This is a genomic window from Ectopseudomonas composti (assembly GCF_001567565.1).
GTDB classification, from domain to species: Bacteria; Pseudomonadota; Gammaproteobacteria; order Pseudomonadales; family Pseudomonadaceae; genus Aquipseudomonas; species Aquipseudomonas composti_A.
This window is the reverse complement of sequence record NZ_LSSW01000025.1, coordinates 1-25,413: the sequence shown is the minus strand read 5'-3', so window position 1 is coordinate 25,413 and position 25,413 is coordinate 1. Positions and strand designations below refer to the sequence as shown.

Here is a 25,413-nt window from a genome sequence, read left to right as displayed (position 1 = left end):
ATCGACGGGATCAGCCACCGCACAGGGCAGCTGCTTCCGCACCGACAATCACATGTAGTTTCTCTGTATATCGTCCAGCACGCCTTCGGCACGCATCTGCTCCAGAGCAGTTTGCAAACGCTGCACCACCTCATCAGGGGTGTTGCGATTGAGCGCCAGGAACAACTCCGACTCGTTGAAGTGCAATACCGTCTGCAGGCCGGTGACGTCTTCCTGCTTGGCCAGATAGCGCCCCACCGGATCGGTGGTGGCCCATAGGTCGATCTGCCCACGCATCAGCTTCTTGGCATTTTCCTGATCACGCAGCGAATCATACGTGGTCACCCCCTGGCCAGCCAGATAGAGACTGACCGCGGCATTCTTGTAGGCACCTATACGGTATTGGGCTGCATCCTGCAGGCTCGACACCTTGATCTGGCTATCAGGCGCCGCGAGCAACACCCGGCTGGTCTTGGCCAGCGGGCCAACCCACTTGAACAGCGGCTTGCGCTCCTCGTTAAAGGTGGTGGAAAACAAACCCACATTGGGCGTGTCCAGGGTCATCTTGTAGACACGATCCCAGGGGAAACGCAGGGTCAGGGTGTAATCGATGCCGGCACGCTTGAACATCTCACGCACGATGTCGGCGCTGATACCGTCGATGCTATCGCCACGGGCGAAGTTCTTGTCGTCCACCGCCATGTTGAAGGGCGGGAAATTCTCGGTCAGCAGTACCACCTTGTAATCCCGTGGCAGCTCCGCGTGGGCGAAACCGGAGGCGAGAAACAGGGCGACGAACAAGCTTTTCTTCAGAGTTTTCAGCATAAGACGTACCGCTCGCATGGCTTTAGGTTTCGGCTAGCGACATCCTTGCATGGACCCGAGGCCGGTCATTGGCGCTCAGTGGCTTGCCGTCCATGGCCAGCGACCGACTCGTAGTCGGTCGCGTATTCGGTGCTTACAGATAGCTGTTAAGAGTCTTCTCGACGAAGCCTTCGGCGCGCATCCGATCCAGCGCGCCCTGCAACTTGGCGACGATCTCGTCGGGTGTTCCCCTGTTCAGTGCCAGGTACAGCTCGGCACTGTCGAAACGCAAGACGGTCTTCAGGCCGGAGATGCCCTCCTGCTTGGCCAGGTAACGGCCGGCCGGATCGCCCGTGGCCCAAAGATCGATTTGTCCGGCGACAAGCTTGCGCGCATTTTCCTGGTCGCGCAGCGACGTGCTGTGATCCACGCTCTTGTCGGTCAGGTACTCGGAGATCGCATCGCCCTTGTAAGCGCCGATGCGATAGGACTTGGCCTCATCCAGGCTGCTCAGGTTGATCGAGCTGTCACCCTTGGCCAGCATCACCCAGTCATCAGGGCCGATCGGGCCCACCCATTTGAACAGTTGCTCACGCTCCGGCAGACGCGCGGTGACGAATACCCCATAGCCTGGTTTTTCCAGAGCCAGCTTGTAGATGCGATCCCAGGGGAAGCGCAAGGTCAGGTTGTACTGGACCTCGGCGCGCTTGAACATTTCCTTGACGATATCCACAGCGACGCCGTCGATGTTGTCTTCCTGGGCGAAGTTCTTGCCGTTGCTCGCCATGTTGTATGGCGGAAAATTTTCGGTGAGCAGGACCACGTTGTAGTTCGGATCCACTTCGGCGCGCGCGGCACCGGCCAGCACCACAAGGGTGCCGCCCAGCGCGATCAGCATGCGTTTGAACATGGCGTTTCTCTTTTTAATAAAAGGCAGACCTCATCAGAATAACCGCCATACCCTCCTCAGCCCAGCGATTACTGGCAGTGTGCCTCAGTAGCGCGCCTCGATGCTCTTCAACGCACCCTCGGCCCGCAACGAGTCCAATGTACGTTGCAACTTCTGCACCAGCTCATCAGGGGTTTGCCGGTTGAGCGCCAGGTACAGGTCGGCCTTGTACAGGTGCTGCACCACCTTGAGGCTATCCACCCCCTCCTGACGTGCAACGAAGCGCCCAGCCTGATCCGAAGTGACCCACAGATCGATCTGCCCACGCTCGAGCTTGCGCACGTTCTCGGCATCGCGCAGCGCTGTCTGCACCTCGATACCCTTGTCCAACAGGAACTGGGTCTTGGCATCGTCCTTGTAGCCGCCAATGCGGTACCGCCGCGCATCCTCCAGCGAGCCCAGCTGGATAGCGCTGTCGCCCTTGGCGAACAACACCCAGTCGTTGCTGGCGATCGGGCCGACCCACTTGAACAGTTTTTCGCGCTCGGCCGTGCGCGCCGTGGAGAACAGGCCATAACCGGCATCATCCAGGGTCTGCTGGTAAACACGCTGCCAGGGGAAGCGCAGGATCAGCTGGCACTCGACACCGGCTCGCTCGCAGACGGCGCGCAGGATGTCAGCACTGATGCCGGTGACATTGTCGTCGCGCGCAAAGTTGTTGCCAGTGACCGACATGTTGAATGGCGGCAGGTTCTCCGTAAGCAGCACCAGCGACTCCGCACGCGCAAGACTGAGGCCACAGGACAGGGCCAGGATGGTCACGAAACGAATAAGGAACATGAAGACTCCGTGTCGAAAATGCTCGGCAAAAGATGCCCTCCGCGATCGCGGGGACGAGGGATTCAGGGATATGCGGAGAATGCTAGCGAGATTGCCGGCACTTTGCCGTCGACTCGCCCGCAGCTTTGGCCAAGGCAGCGTGGCACGGGCGCTTCGGGGAGCAGAGCGGGTCGCTCAGAGCCGCTTGCGCGGCCCGAGCGAGGCAGTCATCAGCGGACGACGATGCCGCGGCTGGCCAGATAGGCCTTGGCTTCCGGCACGCTGTATTCGCCAAAGTGGAAGATGCTCGCGGCCAGCACCGCATCGGCCTTGCCTTCGAGGATGCCGTCGGCCAGGTGCTGCAGGTTGCCGACGCCACCGGAGGCGATCACCGGCACGCGCACGGCCTCGCTGATGGCGCGGGTCACGCCCAGGTCGTAGCCGCTCTTCACTCCGTCCTGGTCCATGCTGGTGAGCAGGATCTCGCCGGCGCCCAGGCCTTCCATCTTGCGCGCCCACTCGACGGCATCCAGGCCGGTCGGCTTGCGCCCGCCATGGGTGAAGATTTCCCAGCGCCCCGGCTCGCCCGGCGCCGATACGCGCTTGGCGTCGATGGCGACGACGATGCACTGCGAGCCGAAACGCGCGGCAGCTTCGCCGACGAACTCGGGGTTGAACACTGCCGCAGTGTTGATCGACACCTTGTCGGCACCGGCATTGAGCAGGTTGCGGATGTCCTGCACGGTACGCACGCCACCACCGACGGTGAGCGGAATGAACACCTGGCTGGCCATGCGCTCGACCGTGTGCAGGGTGGTGTCACGACCGTCGACGCTGGCGGTGATGTCGAGGAAGGTGATCTCGTCGGCACCTTGCTCATCGTAACGGCGGGCGATCTCCACCGGGTCACCGGCATCGCGGATGTTCTCGAACTTGACGCCCTTGACCACGCGGCCATTGTCGACGTCGAGGCAAGGGATGATACGTTTGGCCAGTGCCATATCGGTGCTCTCGCAGTTCTGTAGGGTGGGCAACGCTCTTTTTGCCCACCATTGTTCGGTGGAAAGCCAATGACGGCTTCCCACCCTACGGCTGACTTAACCTTTGAAGCTGTCGCAGAAGCTCTGCGCTTCGGCCACGTCCAGGGTGCCTTCGTAAATGGCACGGCCGGTGATGGCACCGATGATGCCGGGCGAACGCGCCAGCAGCAGCTTCTCGATGTCGCCAAGGTTGTGGATGCCGCCGGAAGCGATCACCGGAATGCGACTAGCGGCAGCCAGCGCTGCGGTCGCTTCGACGTTGCAGCCCTGCATCATGCCGTCTTTGGCGATATCGGTATAAACGATGGCGGACACACCATCGGCCTCGAAGCGCTTGGCCAGATCGGTAGCCTGCACGCTGGAGACTTCCGCCCAGCCGTCGGTGGCGACGAAACCGTCCTTGGCATCCAGGCCGACGATCACCTTGCCCGGGAAGGCCTTGCAGGCCTCGGCGACGAACTCGGGCTGCTTCACTGCCTTGGTGCCGATGATCACGTAGCTGACGCCAGCGCGCACGTAGTGCTCGATGGTCTCCAGGGTACGGATACCGCCGCCGATCTGGATTGGCAGATTCGGGTAACGCTTGGCGATGGCGGTGACCACCTCGCCATTGACCGGCTGCCCTTCGAAGGCGCCGTTGAGGTCGACCAGGTGCAGGCGACGGCAACCGCCCTCGACCCACTTGGCGGCCATGCTCACCGGGTCATCGGAGAACACCGTGGAGTCTTCCATGCGGCCCTGGCGCAGGCGCACGCAGGCGCCGTCCTTCAGATCGATAGCGGGGATAATCAGCATCGGTTGAACCTGCTCAAGTTTGAATTCGGTGAGGCGCTCAGTTCTTTTCGAGCGCCCAGAGGTCACTCTCGATGCTTTCGAACCTGTCTTTCAGGTGCGCCTGCACGTCGAGAATCGCCTTGTTGTAATAGTGCGGAGCCAGCTCGCGGGTGATCAGATCGAGCACCTCCTGAACTTCGAAGGTCCCCAGCTGCAGCTCGAAACGCTCATCGAGAAAGCGCTGCAACATCAACAGCGCGGCCTGCTCCTGGGCAGGTTCGAGCGCGAGACTGGGAACCTTGGCGCGAGCCATTACCAGCGACCATCCCAGGCGGCGAAGTTCTGCAGCAGCTGCAGACCGTGGGTATGGCTCTTCTCCGGGTGGAACTGCACGGCGAAGCGCGAGCCCTCGGCCAGCGCGGCGGCGAAGTCCTTGCCGTAGCGGCCACGACCGACCACCTGCTGCGGCTTGCCGGCCTCGACGTAGTAGCTGTGCACGAAGTAGAAGCGCGCCTCGTCCGGAATGTCGTGCCAGAGCGGGTGCTTGACCGCCTGGCTGACCTGGTTCCAGCCCATGTGCGGCACTTTGAGGCGCTCGCCCTCTTCGCTCAGATCCTTGCCAAAGAAGCGCACCTGGCCGGGGAACAGGCCGATGCAATCGACACCGTCATTCTCTTCGCTGCGCTCGAGCAGGGCCTGCATACCGACGCAGATACCGAGGAACGGACGGTCGACGCTGACCTCTCGCACCAGCTCATCGAAGCCCAGACGCTTGATCTCGGCCATGCAGTCGCGGATCGCGCCGACGCCGGGGAACACCACGCGATCAGCCTCGCGGATCACCTTGGCGTCGGAAGTCACCAGCACACGGCCAGCGCCGACGTGCTCCAGCGCCTTGGCCACCGAGTGCAGGTTGCCCATGCCATAGTCGATTACGGCTACCGTCTGCATTTACAGGCAGCCCTTGGTCGAAGGCATCTGCCCGGCCATGCGCGGGTCCAGCTCCACTGCCATGCGCAGCGCGCGGCCGAAAGCCTTGAACACGGTTTCGATCTGGTGGTGGGTGTTGTGCCCACGCAGGTTGTCGATATGCAGCGACACCAGCGCGTGATTGACGAAGCCCTGGAAGAACTCCTGGAACAGGTCGACATCGAAGTTGCCCACCACCGCACGGGTGAAAGGCACGTGCATCTGCAGGCCCGGACGACCGGAGAAATCGATCACCACGCGCGACAGCGCCTCGTCCAGCGGCACATAGGAATGGCCGTAACGGGTCATGCCCTTCTTGTCACCGATGGCCTTGGTGAAGGCCTGGCCGAGGGTGATACCGACATCCTCGACGGTGTGGTGGTCGTCGATATGCAGATCGCCCTTGCACTCGATATCGAGGTCGATCAGACCATGACGGGCGATCTGGTCGAGCATGTGCTCGAGAAAGGGCACACCGATATCGAAGCGCGCCTTGCCGGTACCATCCAGGTTGATCGAGACCTTGATCTGGGTCTCCAGGGTGTTGCGCTCGACGAATGCCGTACGTTCGGCCATCACCAGCTCCACGAATTACTAACGGAAAAAGGCCAGCATTATAGGCGTGCCGGGGCGGCAACGGCTACCGGCGATGGCCGAACGGCCAGAAACGAAAAAGCCCGCGCAGGCACCAGGCCTGCGCGGGCTTTTGCAACAGCTCGGCGTTACTGGAACAGTACGACAGTCTTCTGCAGGGTGATCCATACACCCCAGGCCAGCGGAACGCCCACCACCAGCCAGGCAGCGATCACCAGCGGCTTGCTCGACGGGTCAGCCGACCACTCCAGCTCGCTCGCAGCCGGTGCCGACTTCTCGCCATGGGCGCGCTCGGCAGCCAGTTCGGCCTCGCTCATGAAGTACTTGGCCGCCACCGGACGCACCAGGGCGTTGCAGATGAAGCCCAGCACCAGCAGGCCGGCAAGGATGTACAGGGTGATGTCGTAGGCTGCGGCCTTCTCCACACCGATGCTCAGCTGATACTCACGCAGGTAGTTGACCAGCACCGGACCGAGCACGCCAGCGACCGCCCAGGCGGTCAGCAGGCGACCGTGGATCGCACCGACCATCTGCGTGCCGAACAGGTCGGCCAGGTAGGCCGGCACGGTGGCGAAGCCGCCGCCATACATCGACAGGATGATGCAGAACGCCAGCACGAACAGCGCCAGGCTGCCCAGGTGACCCAGCATCGGCACCGAGGCATAGAGCGCCAGGCCCAGACCGAAGAACACGAAGTAGGTGCCCTTGCGACCGATGAAGTCCGAGCAGGACGCCCAGAAGAAGCGGCCACCGATATTGAACAGGCTGAGCAGACCGGTAAAGCCGGCAGCGATGGCGGCGATCTCGGCCAGTTGCGCGCCGCTGAGCTGGTTGAACGCCAGGTCGACCCCGATCAGCTTGCCGGCGAAGACCTCCTGCAGCAGCGGCGATGCCATGCCGATGATGCCGATGCCAGCCGACACGTTCAGGCACAGTACGGCCCAGACCAGCCAGAATTGCGGAGTCTTCAGCGCGGTATCAACGTGCACGTGGCCCTTGGTGATCATCGCGTTGTTGGACTTGGCCGCCGGCGCAGTCCAGCCGGCCGGTTTCCAGCCGGTCGGCGGTACGCGGTAAGCCAGAGCACCGCCCATCATGAAGATGAAGTAGATCACCGCCATGACAGCGAAGCTCTGCCACACGCCGACGCTTTCCGAGGTTGCGAAGTGGTTCATCAGCATCGCCGCCAGCGGCGCACCGACCATCGCGCCACCGCCAAAGCCCATGATCGCCATGCCGGTAGCCATGCCGCGCTTGTCCGGGAACCACTTGATCAGGGTCGAGACTGGCGAGATGTAGCCCAGGCCCAGACCAATACCGCCGATCACCCCCGAGCCCAGCCACAGCAACCAGATCTGGTGGGTATAGATACCCAGCGCGGAAATCATCAGACCGCCGCACCAGCACAGCGCCGAAACGACACCGGCCTTGCGCGGGCCGGCATGCTCCAGCCAACCGCCCCAGATGGCGGCCGAGCAGCCGAGGAAGACGAAGAACAGGGTGTAGATCCAGCCGAGCATGGAAATCTGCCAGTCGCAGTTACTGGCGAAGACCTGCTCGAAGAAGCCCATTTCCGGGGCGCAGGCCGTGGCGGCAGTGATACCGACCGCCTTGGACAGGGGCAGCCAGAATACCGAGAAGCCATAGGCCATACCGATACACAGGTGAATAGCGAGAGCGGCTGGCGGAACCAGCCAACGGTTGAAGCCGGGACGGGCGATGATGCGTTCCTTGGACAGGAATGCCGGCTTCGCCGCGACACCGCCCAATGCAAAGGCGTCAGTCATAGGTGTGGTCTCTTCTTATTGGTTATGAGCAAGCCAAAGCGACCGCTTCAGCTCGCCCAGGCAAAAGCTTGCAGAGAGTAGCACCCAGCCGCGAAAAATCGCCGCGCGCGATGTCAATTATTATCAATTCATGCAGATTTTTTTGCCGCTCCCGCAGAAATCCCCAAGCCCATCTCCGCGGCGTGATAGACGGCTTCGATCCACCCGCAGGCTCATTACGCGCCACCGCCAAGGGGAACCGCCCGCAGTGATTCCGATCCAAGCTCGAGCCGATCCCTGCTCATTGCCATCATCAAGCGTCTGAGCCGGGCGGCATGACGCTATAATCGGCAGTCTTCTGCACCTCGCCATTCCTGCTCTCGAAACCAAGGACCCGTCCATGAAAGCGTTAGGCAAGATCCTGGGCCTTTTCTTTCTCGGCTTGCTGCTGATCGTAGTGGCGCTGCTGTTCGCCCTGACTCACCTGTTCGACCCCAACGACTACAAGGACGAGATCCGCCAGATCGCCCACGACAAGGCCAACCTCGACCTGCAACTCAAGGGCGATATTGGCTGGAGCCTGTTCCCCTGGCTGGGCCTGGAGCTGACCGACGCCACCCTGGCCAGCGCCGATACCCCGGACAAACCCTTCGCCGACCTGCGCATGATTGGCCTGTCAGTGCGCGTGATGCCGCTGCTGCGCAAGGAAGTGCAGATGAGCGACATCCGCGTCGATGGCCTCAACCTCAATCTGCAGCGCGACGACAAGGGTCATGGCAACTGGGAAGGCGTCGGCCGCCCGGCCCAGGCCAGCACAGAGCAACCAGCGCCCAGCGAGCCGGCACCCAGCGCTGACACGCCGACGAGCCAGCCGAGCGAAAAACCGGCCGGCCAGCCGCTGAAACTGGACATCGACAGCCTGACCCTGAGCAACTCGCGCGTCGACTACAGCGACGCGCAGAAAGGCCAGCAATTCACCGTCGAGAACATCGAACTGAAAACCGGCGCGATTCGTGAAGGCGCCAGCATCCCGGTCAAGTTCAGCGCCTTCTTCGGCACCAACCAGCCGCTGCTGCGGGCGCGCAGCGAAGTGGAAGGCCAACTGCGTTTCGACCGCGCCCTCAAGCGCTACCAGTTCGAAGACCTGAAGCTGACCGGCGAAGCGTCCGGCGAGCCGCTCAAGGGCAAGACCCTGAATTTCTCCGCCCAGGGCCAGTTGCTGCTCGACCAGGCCGCCAATATCGCCGAGTGGAACGGCCTCAAGCTCTCTGCCAACCAGTTGCGCGCCCTCGGCGAGATCAAGGCGCGCGAGCTGGACCAGGACGCCAAGATCTCCGGCGGGCTGTCCATCGCCTCGCTCAATCTGCGCGAGTTCCTCGAAGGTATCGGCGTCGAATTGCCCGCCATGCAGGCAGGCGATGCCCTTAGCCAGTTCGAACTGGTCAGCCGTCTGAACGGCTCGAGCAAGGGCATGATGTTCGAAGAGCTCAACCTCAAGCTCGACGGCAGCACCTTCACCGGCAACATCGGCGTGGCCGACTTCACCAAGCAGGCGCTGCGCGCCGACCTCAAGGGCGACAAGCTCGACCTCGATCGCTACCTGCCGCCGCAAGCCAAGAACAGTGCCGCAGCCGCGCGCAAGGCCGAGGTCAAGGAAAGCATCGCTGACGCCGGCAAGGACGGCACTACCGCGCTGCCCAATGCACCGACCCAGCAGGCCTGGAGCAACGAGAAAGTGCTGCCGGTGGATCAGCTGCGCAAACTCGACCTGCAACTGGCGCTCAGCCTCGGCCAGCTCAGCTACGACAAGCACCCGCTCACCGATGTCACCCTCAAGGCCAACGGCCGCGGTGGCCTGATCACCCTGGAAGAAGCGCGCGGCAAGATGCAGGGCGGCAGCTTCGTCGGCAGCGGGCGCATCGACGTGCGCCAGGCCGAACCGATGCTCAGTGTCGAGAAGCACCTGAGCCGCATACCGCTTGAGCCGCTGCTGAAGAAGGACGACCAGCCCTCGCCGATCAAGGGCCTGCTCGACCTCGATGCCAAGTTCAACACTCGCGGCAACAGCCAGAAGGAGTGGATCGAAGCGCTCAACGGCAACGCCAGCTTCGTGCTCAACGATGGTGTTCTGGTCGATGCCAACCTCGAACAGCAACTGTGCCGTGGCATCGCCACCCTCAACCGCAAGTCCCTGAGCAACCCGCCAACCGGCAAGGACACGCCCTTCCGCGAACTCACGGGCAGCCTCAGCGTGCGCGATGGCGTGGCGCACAACCCTGACCTCAAGGCTCAGGTTCCAGGCCTGGCGGTCAGCGGCAACGGTGACCTCGACCTGCGCGTGCTCGGCCTCGACTACAAGGTCGGCATCACCATAGAGGGCGACAAGCGTGAAATGCCCGACCCGGCCTGCCAGGTCAACGAGCGCTATGTCGGCATCGAGTGGCCGCTGCGCTGCCGCGGCCCGCTGGAGCTCGGCGCCAAGGCCTGCCGCCTGGATCAGGACGGCCTGGGCAAGATCGCCGCGCGCCTGGCCGGCAACAAGCTGACCGAGAAGCTGGAAGAAAAGCTCGGCGACAAGGTCAGCCCGGAACTGAAAGACGCACTCAAGGGCCTGTTCAACCGATGAGCCCGGAGCAGTTCAACGGCGCCGTGCTGGCCTGGTACGACCAGCACGGACGCAAGGATCTGCCCTGGCAGCAGAACATCACCCCGTACCGCGTCTGGGTTTCGGAAATCATGCTGCAGCAGACTCAGGTCAGCACCGTGCTCGGCTACTTCGACCGCTTCATGGCCGCGCTACCGACCGTGAAGGACCTGGCCGAAGCGCCGGAAGACGAAGTGCTGCACCTGTGGACGGGCCTGGGCTACTACACCCGCGCCCGCAACCTGCAGAAGACCGCGCAGATCATCATGCGCGAGCACGGCGGCGAATTTCCCCGCAGCGTCGAAGCTCTCGCGGAGCTGCCCGGCATCGGCCGCTCCACTGCCGGCGCCATCGCCAGCCTGAGCATGGGCGTGCGTGCGCCGATCCTCGATGGCAACGTCAAACGGGTGCTGGCGCGCTACGTGGCGCAGGAGGGCTACCCCGGCGAGCCCAAGGTGGCCAGGCAACTGTGGGACGTGGCCGAGCGCCTGACCCCGCACGAGCGAGTCAACCACTACACCCAGGCGATGATGGATCTTGGAGCCACCCTCTGCACCCGCAGCAAGCCGACCTGCCTGCTGTGCCCGGTGCGCAGCGGTTGCCAGGCCCATCTGCTCGGTCTGGAGATTCGCTACCCGATCCCCAAACCACGCAAGACGCTGCCGCAGAAACGCACCCTGATGCCGATTCTGGTCAACGATTCCGGCGACATCCTCCTCTATCGCCGCCCGGCCACTGGCCTGTGGGGCGGGCTGTGGAGCCTGCCGGAGCTGGACGATCTCGCCCAGCTCGACGACCTCGCCCGGCAGCAACGACTGAGCCTCGGCGAACGCCGCGAGCTGGAAGGCCTGAGCCATACCTTCAGCCACTTTCAGTTGGCCATCGAACCCTGGCTGATCGAAGCTACCGAGCAGCCGGGGCGCGTGGCCGAGGCCGACTGGCTCTGGTATAACCTCGCCACCCCGCTGCGCCTGGGCCTCGCCGCCCCGGTGAAGAAGCTGCTAAAACGCGCGGCGCAAGCCATTACCGCTGGAGAACCGACATGACCCGCACCGTACAGTGCCGCAAATACAAACAGGAACTGCCCGGCCTGGATCGCGCGCCCTACCCCGGCCCCAAGGGTGAAGACATCTTCACCAACGTATCCAAGCAGGCCTGGGACGAGTGGCAGAAGCACCAGACCATGCTGATCAACGAGCGTCGCCTGAACATGATGAACGCCGAAGATCGCAAGTTCCTCCAGGCCGAGATGGACAAATTCCTCTCCGGCGAGGAATACGCCCAGGCCGAAGGCTACGTACCGCCAAGCGAATAAGCATGCCTGTGGGAGGGGCCACGGCCGCGACACCCGGCCCACCCTCCCCGCTTTTCCTGCTCACGAACCTAAGCGCCCGAAATAATTAAATATTTTTCAAACTCACGCTTGACACTGACCCTTCAAATCCGTCTAATAGCGCCCCGTTGGCCCAGGTAGCTCAGTTGGTAGAGCAGGGGATTGAAAATCCCCGTGTCGGCGGTTCGATTCCGTCCCTGGGCACCACTGATATACGACAAAGAGCCTCAGCCATGTGCTGGGGCTTTTTGCTTTCTGCCTCCAGCGTTTTTCTCGTGCCATTGTTTCGCCTGCGCGACAAGCAACTGCAACCAGGCGACACCCACTACCCAGCCACCCTCTATCGCCCGGCAAACGGCTTGGCGGTCACGGAAACGCTATGCTAGCTTGGCCGCCAGCCAGGACGGCCCGCCGTACGCCGGAGTGCATTCGAAGAAGAAGAGGACACCACCCCATGGCCGAGGCGACGCCCGCGCTGGAAATCCGCAACCTGCACAAACGCTACGGCGATCTCGAAGTGCTCAAGGGTATTTCCCTGACGGCCAAAGACGGCGACGTCATCTCTATTCTCGGCTCCTCCGGCTCCGGCAAGTCCACCTTCCTGCGCTGCATCAATCTGCTGGAAAACCCACACAAGGGTCAGATTTTCGTCGCTGGCGAGGAGCTCAAGCTCAAGGCAGCGAAGAACGGCGAACTGATTGCCGCCGACAACAGGCAGATCAACCGCCTACGCAGCGAGATCGGCTTCGTCTTCCAGAATTTCAACCTGTGGCCGCACATGAGCGTGCTCGACAACATCATCGAGGCGCCGCGTCGCGTACTCGGCCAGAGCAAGGCCGAGGCCATCGAGGTGGCCGAAGCGCTGCTGGCCAAGGTCGGCATCGCCGACAAACGTCACGTTTATCCCAACCAGCTATCCGGCGGCCAGCAGCAACGTGCGGCTATCGCCCGCACTCTGGCCATGCAGCCGAAGGTGATCCTGTTCGATGAGCCAACTTCGGCTCTCGACCCGGAGATGGTACAAGAAGTGCTTAATGTGATTCGCGCACTTGCCGACGAGGGTCGCACCATGTTGCTGGTGACCCATGAAATGAGTTTCGCTCGCCAGGTATCCAGCGAGGTGGTTTTCCTCCACCAGGGGCTGGTCGAGGAACAGGGGCCACCCGCCCAGGTGTTCGACAACCCGAATTCGGCACGCTGTAAACAATTCATGTCCAGCAATCGCTAACACGGAGCAACATTCATGCAGAACTATAAGAAGATCCTGCTGGCCGCGGCCGCTACCCTGACTTTTGGCACCAGCGCTGTCGCCGCTGACAAACTGAAACTCGGCACCGAAGGCGCCTACCCACCCTTCAACCTGATCGACGCCAGCGGCAAGGTCACCGGCTTCGACGTGGAAATCGGCCAGGCGCTGTGCGCCAAGATGCAAGCCGAGTGCGAAGTGGTCACCTCCGACTGGGACGGCATCATCCCGGCCCTGAACGCCAAGAAGTTCGACTTCCTGATCGCGTCGATGTCGATCACCGAAGAGCGTCAGGCCGCGGTCGACTTCACCGAGCCGTACTACACCAACAAGCTGCAGTTCATCGCGCCCAAGTCGGCCGACTTCAAGACCGACGAAGCCAGCCTCAAGGGCAAGGTGATCGGCGCCCAGCGCGCCACCATCGCCGGCACCTGGCTGGAAGACAACCTGGGCAAGGTGGTCGACATCAAGCTGTATGACACCCAGGAAAACGCCTACCTCGACCTGGCCTCCGGCCGCCTCGACGGCGTACTGGCCGACACCTTCGTCAACTGGGAATGGCTCAAGAGCGACGCCGGCAAGGACTTCGAGTTCAAGGGCGACCCGGTATTCGACAACGACAAGATCGGCATTGCCGTGCGCAAGGGCGACCCGCTGCGCGAGAAGCTGAACACCGCTCTGCAAGCCATCATCGAAGACGGCACCTACAAGCAGATCAACGACAAGTACTTCCCGTTCAGCATCTATTGATGACCTGACGGCATTGCGCCGCCCACGCGGCGGCGCAGTTGCCCGAGCCCTCCGATGATTTTCGAACTCCACGGATTCGGCCCCGCCCTGGCCGCCGGCACGCTGATGACCATCAAACTGGCGCTTTGCGCGCTGTCTGTGGGTCTGCTGCTCGGTCTACTCGGTGCGCTGGCCAAGACCTCGTCGTACAAGCCACTGCAGTGGCTCGGCGGCAGCTACTCCACGATCGTGCGCGGCATACCCGAACTGCTCTGGGTGCTGTTGATCTATTTCGGCACGGTCGGCCTGATGCGCAGCCTGGCCGACCTGCTCGGCATCGAGAGCCTCGAACTCTCCGCCTTCGCCGCGGGCACCATCGCCCTCGGCCTGTGTTTCGGCGCCTACGCCACCGAGGTGTTCCGTGGCGCCATCCTGGCCATTCCCAAGGGACACCGCGAAGCCGGCCAGGCCCTCGGCATGTCCAAGGGCCGTATTCTCTGGAAGCTGATTCTGCCGCAGATGTGGCGCATCGCCCTGCCCGGCCTGGGCAACCTGTTCATGATTCTGATGAAGGACACCGCGCTGGTGTCGGTGATCGGCCTGGAGGAGATCATGCGCCGCTCGCAGATCGCGGTAACCGCTAGCAAGGAGCCCTTCACTTTCTATATGGTTGCGGCCTTCATTTACCTGGGCCTGACCGTTCTCGCCATGATCGGCCTGCATTTCCTCGAGAAGCGCGCTAGCCGCGGCTTCGTCCGGAGCGCCTCATGAGAAAGAACGCCGCTATCGTCGCCTGGCTCGCAGCAGGCCTTCTCGTCGCTTACGGACTTTGGTCGAGCCTTTCCAGCCTGAACTGGACGATCATCATCAAGTGGCTGCCGCGCTTGTCCGAAGGTGCGCTGCTGACCCTCGAACTGGTCGCCGTCGCCGTCGTCGCCGGCCTGATCCTCGCCCTGCCCATGGGCATCGCTCGCGCCTCCAAGCACTGGTACGTGCGCGCCATACCCTATGGCTACATCTTCTTCTTCCGTGGCACGCCGCTGCTGGTTCAGCTGTTCCTGATCTACTACGGCCTGGCGCAATTCGACGCGGTACGCCAGGGCCCGCTCTGGCCCTATCTGCGCGACCCGTACTGGTGCGCGATCATCACCATGACCCTGCACACCGCCGCCTATATCGCGGAGATCCTGCGTGGCGCCATCCAGGCCGTGCCCCCCGGTGAAGTGGAAGCTGCACGAGCGCTGGGCATGTCCCGCGCGCAGGCGATGTTCTATATCATCCTGCCGCGTGCCGCACGCATCGGCCTGCCGGCCTACAGCAACGAAGTGATCCTGATGCTCAAGGCCAGCGCCCTGGCCAGTACCGTGACACTGCTGGAGCTGACCGGCATGGCGCGTACGATCATCGCGCGCACCTACTTGCCGGTGGAGATTTTCTTCGCGGCTGGCCTGTTCTATCTGGTCATCGCCTTCGTTCTGGTTCGCGCTTTCCGCCTGCTCGAACGCTGGCTGCGTGTCGACGCCTGCCAGGGCCGTTAAGACAATCGGGCCGTCTCGGCGGCCCGCTCTGCCAGTCATATAAACCATGTCCACGCCCATCCTCACCTCAGGCGACCTGCTCGCTCGCTTCCAGGCACTGGATGGCTTTCTCCTGCGTCATCAGGCGCTCTGGCGCCCACGGCCGTTCCACCATCTGCAACTGCCATGGGCGAGCGAACTGCCCGAACTCTGCGCCTGGCTCAGAAGCCGCTCGCTGGAAGAAGCCGAGAGCGGCGACAGCAACCTCTGCGCCCTCGCGGCACCGGCGCCCTTCCCCGAACTGGCACAGGCCGCACAGGCGCTCAGCCATGTGCAGCAACTGCCAGGCATCAACAGCCCGGTGCGCGAGCACGCTCTGAGTGTCGACGTGCCTGGCAGGAAGCTGGCACAGATCCAGGCATTTGCCGGTCATCTGGAGTTTCGCCAACGCCCCGTGCATTGGCTCGACTGGTGTTCCGGCAAAGGCCACCTGGGCCGCTGGCTGACCAGTGACGATCAGCAGCTGACCTGCTTGGAGTACGACCCGGCGCTGATCGAGTCAGGCCGCGCATTGAGCGAACGCATGGGGCTGAATGCCCAGCATCTGCAACAGGATGTACTGGCCGATGATTGCTGCGAGCGCCTGCAGCAAGAGCACACTCCCGTCGCCCTGCACGCCTGCGGTGATCTGCATGTACGACTGCTGCAACTGGCCAGCCAGAAAGGCTGTACCCAGCTGGCAGTCGCCCCCTGCTGCTACAACCGCATCGCCGGCCTGCAGTACCAACCGCTATCGGCTGCCGCACAAACCTCCGCCTTGCGGCTGTCACGCGACGACCTCGGCCTCCCACTGAGCGAGACTGTCACGGCTGGCGCTCGCGTGCGCAGACAACGCAACCAGTCGATGGCCTGGCGCCTGGCGTTTGATCTGCTGCAACGCCAGCTGCGCGGCATCGATGAATACCTGCCAACGCCACCGCTGCCCAGCGACTGGTTTAGCAAACCCTTCGCCAGTTTCTGCCATGACCTCGCCGCGCTACGCGCCGTACCATCGCCCGGAGAGCAGAACTGGCCGGAGCTTGAAGCTCGCGGCTGGCAGCGCCTGGCCGAAGTGCGAAACCTGGAGTTGCTGCGCAACCTGTTCCGCCGGCCGCTGGAACTCTGGCTGCTGCTGGACCGCGCCCTGTATCTGCAGGAAAAGGGTTACGACGTGAAACTGGGCACCTTCTGCGATTACCAACTGAGCCCACGCAACCTGTTGCTGCTGGCGGAACGCGCCTGAGTTGCACACAGAAGCTGTGGATAACTCTGTTGATCCTTTCTGGGCAAATGCGCCAAAGCCAGCCGGGAATTGCCCTGTAGACATCTGGCTATTTTTCGAACAACCACCTAAGCACCTGAAAAAACAACAACTTGCAAAAAATAGTGATGAATCGCACAGCGTCGGTGCGTGGCTGTCGCTTATGCCTTCTCTTTGTGCATAAGCCAGAAGCCACTGATAGCCGAGCCTGAAAAAACCTGGCTCGAAGGTGGCTTTACTCAGGCCGACGAATGGATATAATGGCGGCCCTTCAGTGCCGGTATAGCTCAGCTGGTAGAGCAACTGACTTGTAATCAGTAGGTCCCGGGTTCGACTCCTGGTGCCGGCACCATCTAATATCTAAGGCCTGCTTTCATGCAGGCCTTTTTGTTTTTGCACTGTCCATATCCGTCGCTTGTTCATTGCACTTACCGCACTCGGATCGTGGGTATGGCGAAAGGTTACATTGCGAGGTTATGAACAGATGCGCATCCTTATCACCGGCGGCGCCGGCTTCATCGGTTCGGCTCTGATTCGTCATCTGCTTCAGAACACCGAGCACGAGGTACTCAACCTCGACAAGCTGACCTATGCCGGCAACCTGGAGTCGCTCACGCCGGTCGCCGACAGTCCGCGCTACCGTTTCCTCCACGCCGACATCGCCGACAGCGAGCGCGTAACCACGGCCCTGGCCGAGTTCCAGCCCGACGCCATCATGCACCTGGCCGCCGAGTCTCATGTCGATCGCTCCATCGACGGCCCGGCCGCCTTCATCCAGACCAATATCGTCGGCACCTACAGCCTTCTGGAAAGCACCCGCGCCTATTGGCTGGGTCTGGATGCAGAGCGCAAGGCAGCCTTTCGCTTCCACCACATTTCCACCGACGAGGTGTACGGCGACCTGCACGGTGTCGATGACCTGTTCAGCGAAACCACCCCCTACGCCCCAAGCTCACCGTACTCAGCGAGCAAGGCGGCGTCCGATCATCTGGTACGCGCCTGGCAACGCACCTATGGTCTGCCGGTGCTGATCACCAACTGCTCGAACAACTATGGGCCGTACCATTTCCCCGAGAAGCTGATCCCACTGATGATCCTCAACGCCCTCGCGGGCAAGCCGCTGCCGGTATATGGCAACGGCCAGCAGGTACGCGACTGGCTGTACGTGGAAGACCACGCGCGCGCGCTGCTCAAGGTGGTCAGCGCAGGCAAGGTGGGCGAGACCTACAACATTGGTGGGCACAACGAGCAGAAGAACCTCGACGTGGTGAAAGCCATCTGCGCCCTGCTGGAAGAGCTAGCGCCGCAGAAGCCGGCCGGGATCACCCGCTACGAGGAGCTGATCACCTACGTGCAGGACCGTCCGGGTCATGACCTGCGCTATGCCATCGACGCCAGCAAGATCGAGCGCGAACTGGGCTGGGTGCCGCAGGAAACCTTCGAAAGCGGGCTGCGCAAGACCGTGCAGTGGTATCTGGACAACCTCGACTGGTGCGGCCGCGTGCATGATGGCAGCTATCAAGGCCAGCGACTCGGCGCGCTATAAGGAGTTTCAATGAAAGGCATCATCCTCGCGGGCGGCTCCGGCACTCGCCTGCACCCCATCACTCTCGGCGTGTCCAAGCAGCTGCTGCCAATCTATGACAAGCCGATGATCTACTATCCGCTGTCGGTGCTGATGCTGGCCGGCATTCGCGAGATTCTGATCATCTCCACCCCCGAAGACCTGCCCAACTTTCGCAAGATGCTCGGTGACGGCAGCCAGTTCGGCATCGAACTGCAGTATGCCGAGCAACCCTCGCCCGACGGTCTGGCACAGGCCTTCCTGATCGGTGAGTCGTTCATTGGCAATGACTCGGTGTGCCTGATCCTCGGCGACAACATTTTCCATGGTCAGCACTTCACCGAGAAACTGCTGCGCGCTGCCAGCCACGACAGCGGCGCCACGGTCTTCGGCTACTGGGTCAGCGATCCCGAGCGTTTTGGCGTGGTCGAATTCGATGCCGCAGGCAACGCGCTGTCGATCGAGGAAAAGCCGGCCAAACCCAAGTCCAGCTTTGCCGTGACTGGCCTGTATTTCTACGACAACGACGTGGTACAGATCGCCAAGGCGGTCAAACCCTCGCCGCGCGGCGAGTTGGAAATTACCGACGTGAACAATGCCTACCTGGCACGCGGCGATCTGCGCGTCGAGCGCTTCGGCCGCGGCTTCGCCTGGCTCGATACCGGCACCCACGACAGTCTGCTGGATGCCTCGCATTACGTGCAGACGGTGGAAAAGCGCCAGGGCCTGAAGGTCGCCTGCCTCGAGGAGATCGCGTACCAGCAAGGCTGGATCGACCGTGAGCAACTGCTCGCCTGCGCCAAGGCGCTGGGCAAGACCGGCTATGGCCAGTACCTGTTCAAGCTGGCGGAGGAATCGCTGTGAAAGTCATCGCAACGGCACTGCCGGAAGTACTGATTCTCGAGCCACAGATATTCGGTGACGAGCGCGGCTTCTTCTACGAGAGCTTCAATGCACGGCGCTTTGCCGAAGCCACCGGGGTATCCCGCGAGTTCGTGCAGGACAACCACTCGCGCTCCGCGCGCGGCGTACTGCGCGGCCTGCATTACCAACTGCAGCAGGCTCAGGGCAAGCTGGTCCGGGTCAGTGCTGGCGAAGTTTACGACGTGGCCGTCGACGTGCGCCGCAGCTCAGCGAACTTCGGCAAATGGGTCGGCGTCCATCTGTCGGCCGAAAACAAGCGTCAGCTGTGGGTGCCCGAAGGTTTCGCGCATGGTTTCCTGGTGCTCAGCGAACACGCCGAATTCCTCTACAAGACCACTGACTACTACGCGCCAGCGCACGAACGGTGTATCCGCTGGGATGACGCAAAGCTGGCAATCGACTGGCCACTGGACGGCCTGGAACCTCAGCTGTCGGCCAAGGATCAACAGGGCCTGAACCTGAACGAAGCCGAGACCTTTGCATGAAGATTCTGATTACAGGTCACACCGGCCAGGTCGCCCGTGAGCTGCAGCGGGCACTGGGCGAACACGAACTGCTCAGCCTGGGGCGTGAACAGTTTGACCTGGCGCGTCCGCAGAGCCTGAGCGAGGTCATCCTCCGTGAGCGTCCGGCGCTGGTGATCAACGCCGCGGCCTACACCGCAGTCGACCAGGCCGAACAGGAGCGCGAACTGGCCTTCGCCATCAACGCCGAGGCGCCGGGTGCCATGGCCGACGCCTGCTTCGAGCTGGACATTCCGCTGATTCACTACTCCACCGATTACATCTTCGATGGCAGCAAGCCGACGCCCTATCGCGAAGCCGATACGCCATGCCCACTGGGCGTCTACGGTGCCAGCAAGGTGGCCGGAGAGCAGGCGCTACGCATCAGTGGCTGCGATCACCTGATCCTGCGTACCAGCTGGGTCTACTCGCAGCACGGGCGCAACTTTCTGCTGACCATGCAGCGTCTGCTGCAGGAGCGCGAGGAGCTCAGCGTGGTTGACGACCAGATCGGCGCCCCGACCTGGGCCGGCAGCATCGCCAACGCCACCGCCGAGTTGATCGACAAGTGGCAGCAAGGGCGCCACCGCTGGGGCACCTACCATCTGACCTGCCAGGGCGAGACCAGTTGGTTCGGCTTCGCCAGCGCCATCGCGGAGCACCTGCGCGCCGCCGGCAAACCTTGCGCCCGGCTACGCCCGATCCCAAGCAGCGAGTACCCGACACCGGCGCAACGCCCACTCAATTCCCGCCTGGATGGTGCGCGCCTGGAGGAGGAGTGGCAGATTCGCCTGCCGGACTGGCAAGACGCGCTGCAGCAGTGCCTGGACGAGACGCCTCAGGCGGTGAAGCGCTGAATCTGCTGCTGTAGACCGCTGGCAAGCTGAGCGAGGTCGCGACTGGCCAGCGAACTCTGCTCGGCACCGCTGACCACCTCGCTGATACTGTCGTTGAGGCCGCTGATATTCTGGCTGATCGCGCTCATCTCCTCCGCCGAAGTGGCGAGCTGGGTCGCGGTATCAGTCAGATGGCGGATCAGGCTTTGCTGATGTTCGAGCAGGGTGTCGAAGGCTCGCGCGGTGTCAGCTGCCTCATCCCGTCCGTTGACATCGCCCCGCAGCGTCAGGTTGGAACGCTGCTGCACCTTGCTGATCAGATCGCGCAGGGCAAACAGTGGGCGAAGATGGACAGGCCGATCAGCAGCGTCACTGCCAGCAACACCGCTGGCAGCAAGGCCAGCCTCCCCTGAGCCACCCGGAATTCACGCCGGCTAACAGATGGCGTTCACCTGCTTAAAATCGCGCACCTGGCGGCGGCGCTACGTTACAGTATTGGCCACGTCGCGTAACCTGCATCGACCGTTTTACAACACCTTCAGCAGTCGAACCCATGCCCAGCACTCCCCACCCCCGCCGCCTTCGCTGGCGCAGCCTTGTGCTGCTGGCGCTGCTGCTTGCCCCGCTACTATGGCCTGTCCACTTCCTGGCCGAGAGCTATTACCGCAAGGTGCTGATCGAGCAGAACCGACAAACTCTCGATCTGTATGTTGCCAACCTGCTCGGCACACTACGCCGCTATGAGGTCCTGCCGCAGATTCTCGGCGATCTTCCTGGTCTGCGCGCCGCCCTGGATGCCCCAGAAGACCCTGCCACACTGAATGACGCCAACCGCCTGCTGGCCCGCGTGAAAAACCAGACCGGCGCCGACGTGATTTACCTGATGAACCCGCAGGGCATCACCCTGGCCGCCTCCAATTGGGACAAACCCGACAGCTTCGTCGCCGGCAATTTCGCTTTCCGACCCTACTTCCGTGAAGCGCTGGCGGGGCGCCTGGGCCGCTTCTTCGGCCTGGGCACAACGTCCGGCAAACGCGGCTACTACTTCGCCTATCCAGTACGCGAGAATGAACACAACATCGGCGCACTGGTGGTCAAGGTCGACCTCGACCATACCGAAACGCTGTGGGGCAACACTCCCGAGCAATTGCTGGTCACCGATACCAACGGCGTGGTGATCCTCACCTCGCGCCCGGATTGGCGCTTCCACGCCAGCCGGCCACTGGACCGCGTCGAACAATCGGCCATTGCCGCCAACCAGCCCTACCCGACCCAGGCTCCGCCCCGACTCGATCTCGATCCCAACGCCTGGCTGACGCAAAGCCGTACCCTGGACGAAACCGGCTGGACAGTGAGTATTCTCGCTCCGCGCATCCTGCTCGACCGCCCAGTACGCAGCGCCGTGGCCGTGGGCGCAGCTGCCTTGCTGGCACTGCTGCTACTGCTTGGCCTGCTGATACTGCGCCGCCGCCACTACCTCGAACGCATCGCCCTCGATGCCCGCGCCAAGGCCGAACTGGAGCAGCGCGTGGCCGAGCGGACACAGGACCTGGAGCTGCTCAACAGCTGCCTCAAGCAGGAAGTGCTCGAGCGTGAGCATGCGCAGCAGGAACTGGTACGCGCGCAGGATGAACTGGTCCAGGCTGGCAAACTCTCGGCACTTGGCACCATGAGCGCCAGCATCAGCCATGAGCTCAACCAACCGCTGGGAGCGATCCGTAGCTATGCGGAGAACGCCAGCACCCTGCTCGACCATCAGCGCAGCGACGATGCTCGCGCCAACCTCAAGCTGATCAGCGAGTTGACCGAGCGCATGGCCTCGATCATCGCGCACCTGCGCGCCTTCGCCCGCCGTGACCGCCACGCGCCGGAACGGGTTGCCCTGCAGCCGGCACTGGACGACGCCCTCTCGCTGCTGGCCAAACGCCGCCGGGCCATGGACGTGGAACTGATTCGTGACCTGCCCGATGCCACGCTCTGGGTTCAGGCTGGCGAAACGCGCCTGCGCCAGGTGCTCGGCAACCTGCTCGGCAACGCCCTCGACGCCCTGGTCGACAAGGCGCCGCCACGACGCATCTGGATCAGCATCGAGCTTCAGGCCGATCACCTCATCCTGCTGCTGCGCGACAATGGCCCCGGATTTTCTGCCGAATCGCTGGCGCGCGCGCGCGAGCCATTCTTCACCACCAAGACCAGCGCCCAGGGCCTGGGGCTGGGCCTGGCCATCTGCGATAGTCTGGTGCGTGCGCTGGACGGCGAACTGCAACTGGCCAACCATCCGGCCGGCGGCGCGCTGATCACCCTGCGCCTGCGCCTGGCCAGCCCCGGCGTCAACCTGCAACCCTCAGAGGATCCTTCGCCATGACCAGCGACAGCGCCATCGACAGCCGCGTTCAGGTACTGCTGATCGACGACGACGCCCATCTGCGCCAGGCACTCAGCCAGACGCTCGACCTGGCTGGGCTCAAGGTCGTCAGCCTGGGCGATGCACAGGGCCTGGCCGCACGCATTCCCGCTGGCTGGCCAGGGGTGGTGGTCAGCGATATCCGCATGCCGGGCATCGACGGCCTGCAACTGCTGCAGCAACTGCGCGAGCGCGATACCGAGCTGCCAGTGCTGCTGATCACCGGTCACGGCGACGTGCCGCTGGCCGTACAGGCGATGCGCGCAGGCGCCTACGACTTCCTGGAAAAGCCTTTCGCCAACGATGATCTGCTCGACAGCGTGCGCCGTGCACTGGAGCTGCGCCGCCTGGTGCTGGACAACCGCAGCCTGCGCATGGCGCTCAATGACCGCCAGCAACTCTCCAGCCGCCTGGTTGGTCAGTCGCCCGCCATGCAGCGTCTGCGCGAGCAGATCGGCGCACTGGCCTGTATCGCCACCGACGTCCTGATTCTGGGCGAGACAGGTGCCGGCAAGGAGGTGGTCGCACGCGCCCTGCACGACCTGTCCAATCGTCGCGATGGCCCCTTCGTCGCCATCAACGCCGGGGCACTGGCGGAGTCCGTGGTCGAGAGCGAGCTGTTCGGCCACGAGGCCGGCGCCTTCACCGGCGCGCAGAAGCGCCGCATCGGCAAGTTCGAGTTCGCCAACGGCGGCACTCTGTTTCTCGATGAGATCGAGAGCATGAGCATGGACGTGCAGGTCAAACTGCTGCGCCTGCTGCAGGAACGCGTGGTCGAACGCCTCGGTGGCAATCAGCTGATTCCGCTGGATATCCGCGTCATCGCCGCGACCAAGGAAGACCTGCGCCAGGCGGCCGATGCCGGTCGTTTCCGCGCCGACCTCTACTACCGCCTCAACGTCGCGCCGCTGTCCATTCCGCCATTGCGCGAACGCGGCGAGGACGCCCTGCAGCTATTCCAGCATTTCGCCGATGCGGCGGCGGCCCGCCACACCCTGGCACCCCGCGAGCTCCAGCCGGGACAACGTGCTTTGCTGCTGCGTCACCCCTGGCCGGGCAACGTGCGCGAACTGCAGAACGCTGCCGAACGTTTCGCACTCGGCCTGGAGCTGGCTCTCGACAGCAACGCGCCGAGCCTGCCACCGGTCAATGGCGGGCTGAGCGAACAGGTGGAAGCCTTCGAGCGCGCCCTTATCGCTGCCGAACTGAGTCGCCCACACGGCTCGCTGCGCAGCCTGGCTGAAGCCCTGGGCATACCGCGCAAGACCCTGCATGACAAATTGCGCAAACACGGGCTGAACTTCTCCGGCGCTGGCGGAAGCTCGCCAGAGGACTTCGACTGACTGGCGGCAAACCGCCAGCTCCACCCCTTCCAGAACGCTCACCAGCGCGCCGGGGACGCTCTCAGGCTCCCGCCAGAAAACCCATAAAGCCAGCAGCCATGGGCCTTTGCGCGATACACAGGAGCAGCACTTGGCAGACTGGCACAAGGGTTGCTCTAGGCTAATCTCAAGCGAACCCACAAGTACAAGTCCAGGCGTCGCTAATGCCACCCGGCGTTTTTTCTCCAAGCCGCCTAGACTTGCTCTTGTCCGTTCGTCATCAGCGCCTTCGGCGCAAATGCGATAAACACAACAAGAGGAAGCATCCGCATGTTCAAACTGACTGCCAAGGCGCTGGCTTGCGCTCTGTCCCTGTCCATCGCTGGCGTGGTTCACGCTGCCGATCCGATCGTCATCAAATTCTCCCACGTGGTTGCCGAGCACACCCCGAAAGGTCAGGGTGCCATGCTGTTCAAGCAACTGGCTGAACAGCGCCTGGGCGACAAGGTCAAGGTCGAGGTTTACCCGAACTCCTCGCTGTTCGGTGACGGCAAGGAAATGGAAGCACTGCTGCTCGGTGACGTGCAGATCATTGCCCCGTCCCTGGCCAAGTTCGAGCATTACACCAAGCAACTGCAGGTATTCGACCTGCCCTTCCTGTTCGATAACATGGCAGCGGTCGATCGCTTCCAGAAAGGTCCGGAAGGCCAGAAACTGCTGACCTCCATGACCGACAAGGGCATCACCGGCCTGGCCTACTGGCACAACGGCCTCAAGCAGCTGTCCGCCAACAAGGCCCTGCTGGAGCCGAAGGACGCCCGTGGCCTGAAATTCCGCGTACAGGCTTCCGCCGTACTGGAAGAGCAGTTCAAGGCTGTGCGCGCCAACCCGCGCAAGATGAGCTTCGCCGAGGTTTACCAAGGCCTGCAGACTGGCGTGGTCAACGGTGCCGAGAACCCGTACTCGAACATCTACAGCCAGAAAATGAACGAAGTACAGAAGTACATCACCGAGTCCAACCATGGCCTGCTGGACTACATGCTGATCACCAACACCAAGTTCTGGGACGGTCTGCCGGCTGACGTTCGTGACGAGCTGAACAAGATCGTTGCCGAGGTCACCGTCGAGGTGAACAAGCAGGCTGACGCCCTCAACGAAGGTGACAAGCAGCGCATCATCGACGCTGGCACCACCGAAATTCTGACCCTGACTCCGGAGCAGCGCAACGAATGGCGTACCGCCATGCAGCCGGTATGGAAGAAGTTCGAAGGTGAGATCGGTCCTGATCTGATCAAGGCCGCACAAGCAGCCAACCAGCAATAAGGCCGGAGAGCCGTAGGGTGGGCAGAGCGTCGTTGCTCTGACCCACCACGACGCCCGCGACGGGCGTCGTCCCATGCTGTGACCGGTGGGCCGGTATCGTCCCACCCTACGCCCTTTCCATTCGGGAGATCCCA

Annotated in this window: 26 protein-coding genes and 2 tRNA genes; 18 read left to right on the top strand and 10 right to left on the bottom strand. The window is 62.8% G+C overall.

Annotation, left to right across the window (positions count from 1 at the left end):
* Positions 1-48: 48 nt before the first annotated feature.
* The 9 genes from PCLY_RS13210 to PCLY_RS13170 all read right to left on the bottom strand — a co-directional run bounded on the left by PCLY_RS13210 (position 49) and on the right by PCLY_RS13170 (position 7,655).
* Entirely contained in the window at positions 49-804 is a 756-nt protein-coding gene (locus PCLY_RS13210; protein WP_061240101.1) for a substrate-binding periplasmic protein, read from the bottom strand.
* 133 nt (positions 805-937) lie between these two features.
* Entirely contained in the window at positions 938-1,693 is a 756-nt protein-coding gene (locus tag PCLY_RS13205) for a substrate-binding periplasmic protein (RefSeq protein WP_061240099.1), read from the bottom strand.
* Positions 1,694-1,777: 84 nt separating this feature from the next.
* Positions 1,778-2,512 (bottom strand): substrate-binding periplasmic protein, encoded by a 735-nt coding sequence (locus PCLY_RS13200; protein WP_061240097.1) that lies wholly within the window; start codon positions 2,510-2,512, stop codon positions 1,778-1,780.
* Positions 2,513-2,721: 209 nt separating this feature from the next.
* On the bottom strand, positions 2,722-3,492 hold the full coding sequence (gene hisF, locus PCLY_RS13195; protein ID WP_061240095.1) for an imidazole glycerol phosphate synthase subunit HisF: 771 nt from the start codon (positions 3,490-3,492) through the stop codon (positions 2,722-2,724).
* 96 nt (positions 3,493-3,588) lie between these two features.
* The gene (hisA, locus tag PCLY_RS13190) at positions 3,589-4,326 is read right to left on the bottom strand and encodes a 1-(5-phosphoribosyl)-5-[(5-phosphoribosylamino)methylideneamino]imidazole-4-carboxamide isomerase (RefSeq protein WP_061240093.1); all 738 of its coding nucleotides are present in this window, start codon (positions 4,324-4,326) and stop codon (positions 3,589-3,591) included.
* Positions 4,327-4,363: 37 nt separating this feature from the next.
* Positions 4,364-4,618 carry a DUF2164 domain-containing protein gene (locus PCLY_RS13185; protein WP_061240091.1) on the bottom strand — a complete coding sequence of 85 codons (255 nt, stop codon included), beginning with the start codon at positions 4,616-4,618 and terminating at the stop codon, positions 4,364-4,366.
* Positions 4,618-5,256, bottom strand: coding sequence for an imidazole glycerol phosphate synthase subunit HisH (gene hisH / locus PCLY_RS13180; protein WP_061240089.1), 639 nt, complete (start codon positions 5,254-5,256; stop codon positions 4,618-4,620). Before hisH ends, PCLY_RS13185 begins: the two co-directional genes overlap by 1 nt.
* Positions 5,257-5,850 carry an imidazoleglycerol-phosphate dehydratase HisB gene (gene hisB, locus PCLY_RS13175; protein ID WP_061240087.1) on the bottom strand — a complete coding sequence of 198 codons (594 nt, stop codon included), beginning with the start codon at positions 5,848-5,850 and terminating at the stop codon, positions 5,257-5,259.
* Between the two features lie 146 nt (positions 5,851-5,996).
* Positions 5,997-7,655: an OFA family MFS transporter gene (locus PCLY_RS13170; RefSeq protein WP_061240085.1), complete on the bottom strand. Its 1,659-nt coding sequence runs from the start codon at positions 7,653-7,655 to the stop codon at positions 5,997-5,999.
* 379 nt (positions 7,656-8,034) lie between these two features.
* On the opposite strand from PCLY_RS13170, the gene PCLY_RS13165 reads away from it, so the two are divergent.
* From PCLY_RS13165 to rfbD, 14 genes are all read left to right on the top strand, one after another.
* Positions 8,035-10,260 (top strand): AsmA family protein, encoded by a 2,226-nt coding sequence (locus tag PCLY_RS13165; protein WP_061240083.1) that lies wholly within the window; start codon positions 8,035-8,037, stop codon positions 10,258-10,260.
* Entirely contained in the window at positions 10,257-11,324 is a 1,068-nt protein-coding gene (mutY, locus tag PCLY_RS13160; protein WP_061240080.1) for an A/G-specific adenine glycosylase, read from the top strand. The genes PCLY_RS13165 and mutY overlap by 4 nt, the downstream gene beginning before the upstream one ends.
* The gene (locus PCLY_RS13155; protein WP_021490485.1) at positions 11,321-11,593 is read left to right on the top strand and encodes an oxidative damage protection protein; all 273 of its coding nucleotides are present in this window, start codon (positions 11,321-11,323) and stop codon (positions 11,591-11,593) included. The genes mutY and PCLY_RS13155 overlap by 4 nt, the downstream gene beginning before the upstream one ends.
* A gap of 149 nt (positions 11,594-11,742) precedes the next feature.
* Positions 11,743-11,818, top strand: a tRNA-Phe gene (locus PCLY_RS13150).
* 247 nt (positions 11,819-12,065) lie between these two features.
* A complete protein-coding gene (locus tag PCLY_RS13145) occupies positions 12,066-12,839 on the top strand; it encodes an ABC transporter ATP-binding protein (protein WP_037002255.1) in 774 nt (257 codons plus the stop codon).
* A 15-nt stretch (positions 12,840-12,854) separates the two neighbouring features.
* The gene (locus PCLY_RS13140) at positions 12,855-13,607 is read left to right on the top strand and encodes an ABC transporter substrate-binding protein (RefSeq protein ID WP_061240078.1); all 753 of its coding nucleotides are present in this window, start codon (positions 12,855-12,857) and stop codon (positions 13,605-13,607) included.
* A gap of 54 nt (positions 13,608-13,661) precedes the next feature.
* On the top strand, positions 13,662-14,357 hold the full coding sequence (locus PCLY_RS13135; protein ID WP_061240076.1) for an ABC transporter permease: 696 nt from the start codon (positions 13,662-13,664) through the stop codon (positions 14,355-14,357).
* Between the two features lie 77 nt (positions 14,358-14,434).
* Positions 14,435-15,124: an ABC transporter permease gene (locus PCLY_RS13130; RefSeq protein WP_061240244.1), complete on the top strand. Its 690-nt coding sequence runs from the start codon at positions 14,435-14,437 to the stop codon at positions 15,122-15,124.
* 46 nt (positions 15,125-15,170) lie between these two features.
* Positions 15,171-16,385 carry a methyltransferase gene (locus PCLY_RS13125; RefSeq protein ID WP_061240074.1) on the top strand — a complete coding sequence of 405 codons (1,215 nt, stop codon included), beginning with the start codon at positions 15,171-15,173 and terminating at the stop codon, positions 16,383-16,385.
* Positions 16,386-16,679: 294 nt separating this feature from the next.
* A tRNA-Thr gene (locus tag PCLY_RS13120) sits at positions 16,680-16,755 on the top strand.
* A 132-nt stretch (positions 16,756-16,887) separates the two neighbouring features.
* Positions 16,888-17,949 (top strand): dTDP-glucose 4,6-dehydratase, encoded by a 1,062-nt coding sequence (rfbB, locus tag PCLY_RS13115; protein ID WP_061240072.1) that lies wholly within the window; start codon positions 16,888-16,890, stop codon positions 17,947-17,949.
* A gap of 9 nt (positions 17,950-17,958) precedes the next feature.
* Positions 17,959-18,831, top strand: coding sequence for a glucose-1-phosphate thymidylyltransferase RfbA (gene rfbA, locus PCLY_RS13110; protein WP_061240071.1), 873 nt, complete (start codon positions 17,959-17,961; stop codon positions 18,829-18,831).
* Positions 18,828-19,376: a dTDP-4-dehydrorhamnose 3,5-epimerase gene (rfbC, locus tag PCLY_RS13105; protein WP_061240069.1), complete on the top strand. Its 549-nt coding sequence runs from the start codon at positions 18,828-18,830 to the stop codon at positions 19,374-19,376. The genes rfbA and rfbC overlap by 4 nt, the downstream gene beginning before the upstream one ends.
* Positions 19,373-20,251, top strand: a complete 879-nt coding sequence (gene rfbD / locus PCLY_RS13100; RefSeq protein WP_061240067.1) for a dTDP-4-dehydrorhamnose reductase — start codon at positions 19,373-19,375, stop codon at positions 20,249-20,251. The genes rfbC and rfbD overlap by 4 nt, the downstream gene beginning before the upstream one ends.
* Here rfbD and PCLY_RS24860 read toward each other — a convergent pair.
* Positions 20,233-20,379 carry a hypothetical protein gene (locus PCLY_RS24860; RefSeq protein ID WP_156458601.1) on the bottom strand — a complete coding sequence of 49 codons (147 nt, stop codon included), beginning with the start codon at positions 20,377-20,379 and terminating at the stop codon, positions 20,233-20,235. The two genes, rfbD and PCLY_RS24860, sit on opposite strands and share 19 nt — an antisense overlap.
* 57 nt (positions 20,380-20,436) lie before the next feature.
* Here PCLY_RS24860 and PCLY_RS13095 point away from each other — a divergent pair, with 57 nt between their 5' ends.
* The 4 genes from PCLY_RS13095 to dctP all read left to right on the top strand — a co-directional run bounded on the left by PCLY_RS13095 (position 20,437) and on the right by dctP (position 25,279).
* Entirely contained in the window at positions 20,437-20,643 is a 207-nt protein-coding gene (locus PCLY_RS13095) for a hypothetical protein (RefSeq protein ID WP_156458600.1), read from the top strand.
* 140 nt (positions 20,644-20,783) lie between these two features.
* Entirely contained in the window at positions 20,784-22,595 is a 1,812-nt protein-coding gene (locus PCLY_RS13090; protein ID WP_061240064.1) for a sensor histidine kinase, read from the top strand.
* The gene (locus PCLY_RS13085) at positions 22,592-23,977 is read left to right on the top strand and encodes a sigma-54-dependent transcriptional regulator (protein ID WP_061240062.1); all 1,386 of its coding nucleotides are present in this window, start codon (positions 22,592-22,594) and stop codon (positions 23,975-23,977) included. The genes PCLY_RS13090 and PCLY_RS13085 overlap by 4 nt, the downstream gene beginning before the upstream one ends.
* A 309-nt stretch (positions 23,978-24,286) precedes the next feature.
* On the top strand, positions 24,287-25,279 hold the full coding sequence (gene dctP, locus PCLY_RS13080; RefSeq protein ID WP_061240059.1) for a C4-dicarboxylate TRAP substrate-binding protein DctP: 993 nt from the start codon (positions 24,287-24,289) through the stop codon (positions 25,277-25,279).
* Positions 25,280-25,413 lie beyond the last annotated feature (134 nt).

Excerpts from the sequence above, each read along its gene's own strand:
- PCLY_RS13210 (WP_061240101.1), bottom strand. The coding sequence starts at position 804 with ATGCTGAAAACTCTGAAGAAAAGCTTGTTCGTCGCCCTGTTTCTCGCC.
- PCLY_RS13205 (WP_061240099.1), bottom strand. The coding sequence starts at position 1,693 with ATGTTCAAACGCATGCTGATCGCGCTGGGCGGCACCCTTGTGGTGCTG.
- PCLY_RS13200 (WP_061240097.1), bottom strand. The coding sequence starts at position 2,512 with ATGTTCCTTATTCGTTTCGTGACCATCCTGGCCCTGTCCTGTGGCCTC.
- hisF (WP_061240095.1), bottom strand. The coding sequence starts at position 3,492 with ATGGCACTGGCCAAACGTATCATCCCTTGCCTCGACGTCGACAATGGC.
- hisA (WP_061240093.1), bottom strand. The coding sequence starts at position 4,326 with ATGCTGATTATCCCCGCTATCGATCTGAAGGACGGCGCCTGCGTGCGC.
- PCLY_RS13185 (WP_061240091.1), bottom strand. The coding sequence starts at position 4,618 with ATGGCTCGCGCCAAGGTTCCCAGTCTCGCGCTCGAACCTGCCCAGGAG.
- hisH (WP_061240089.1), bottom strand. The coding sequence starts at position 5,256 with ATGCAGACGGTAGCCGTAATCGACTATGGCATGGGCAACCTGCACTCG.
- hisB (WP_061240087.1), bottom strand. The coding sequence starts at position 5,850 with ATGGCCGAACGTACGGCATTCGTCGAGCGCAACACCCTGGAGACCCAG.
- PCLY_RS13170 (WP_061240085.1), bottom strand. The coding sequence starts at position 7,655 with ATGACTGACGCCTTTGCATTGGGCGGTGTCGCGGCGAAGCCGGCATTC.
- PCLY_RS13165 (WP_061240083.1), top strand. The coding sequence starts at position 8,035 with ATGAAAGCGTTAGGCAAGATCCTGGGCCTTTTCTTTCTCGGCTTGCTG.
- mutY (WP_061240080.1), top strand. The coding sequence starts at position 10,257 with ATGAGCCCGGAGCAGTTCAACGGCGCCGTGCTGGCCTGGTACGACCAG.
- PCLY_RS13155 (WP_021490485.1), top strand. The coding sequence starts at position 11,321 with ATGACCCGCACCGTACAGTGCCGCAAATACAAACAGGAACTGCCCGGC.
- PCLY_RS13145 (WP_037002255.1), top strand. The coding sequence starts at position 12,066 with ATGGCCGAGGCGACGCCCGCGCTGGAAATCCGCAACCTGCACAAACGC.
- PCLY_RS13140 (WP_061240078.1), top strand. The coding sequence starts at position 12,855 with ATGCAGAACTATAAGAAGATCCTGCTGGCCGCGGCCGCTACCCTGACT.
- PCLY_RS13135 (WP_061240076.1), top strand. The coding sequence starts at position 13,662 with ATGATTTTCGAACTCCACGGATTCGGCCCCGCCCTGGCCGCCGGCACG.
- PCLY_RS13125 (WP_061240074.1), top strand. The coding sequence starts at position 15,171 with ATGTCCACGCCCATCCTCACCTCAGGCGACCTGCTCGCTCGCTTCCAG.
- rfbB (WP_061240072.1), top strand. The coding sequence starts at position 16,888 with ATGCGCATCCTTATCACCGGCGGCGCCGGCTTCATCGGTTCGGCTCTG.
- rfbA (WP_061240071.1), top strand. The coding sequence starts at position 17,959 with ATGAAAGGCATCATCCTCGCGGGCGGCTCCGGCACTCGCCTGCACCCC.
- rfbD (WP_061240067.1), top strand. The coding sequence starts at position 19,373 with ATGAAGATTCTGATTACAGGTCACACCGGCCAGGTCGCCCGTGAGCTG.
- PCLY_RS24860 (WP_156458601.1), bottom strand. The coding sequence starts at position 20,379 with ATGAGCGCGATCAGCCAGAATATCAGCGGCCTCAACGACAGTATCAGC.
- PCLY_RS13090 (WP_061240064.1), top strand. The coding sequence starts at position 20,784 with ATGCCCAGCACTCCCCACCCCCGCCGCCTTCGCTGGCGCAGCCTTGTG.
- PCLY_RS13085 (WP_061240062.1), top strand. The coding sequence starts at position 22,592 with ATGACCAGCGACAGCGCCATCGACAGCCGCGTTCAGGTACTGCTGATC.
- dctP (WP_061240059.1), top strand. The coding sequence starts at position 24,287 with ATGTTCAAACTGACTGCCAAGGCGCTGGCTTGCGCTCTGTCCCTGTCC.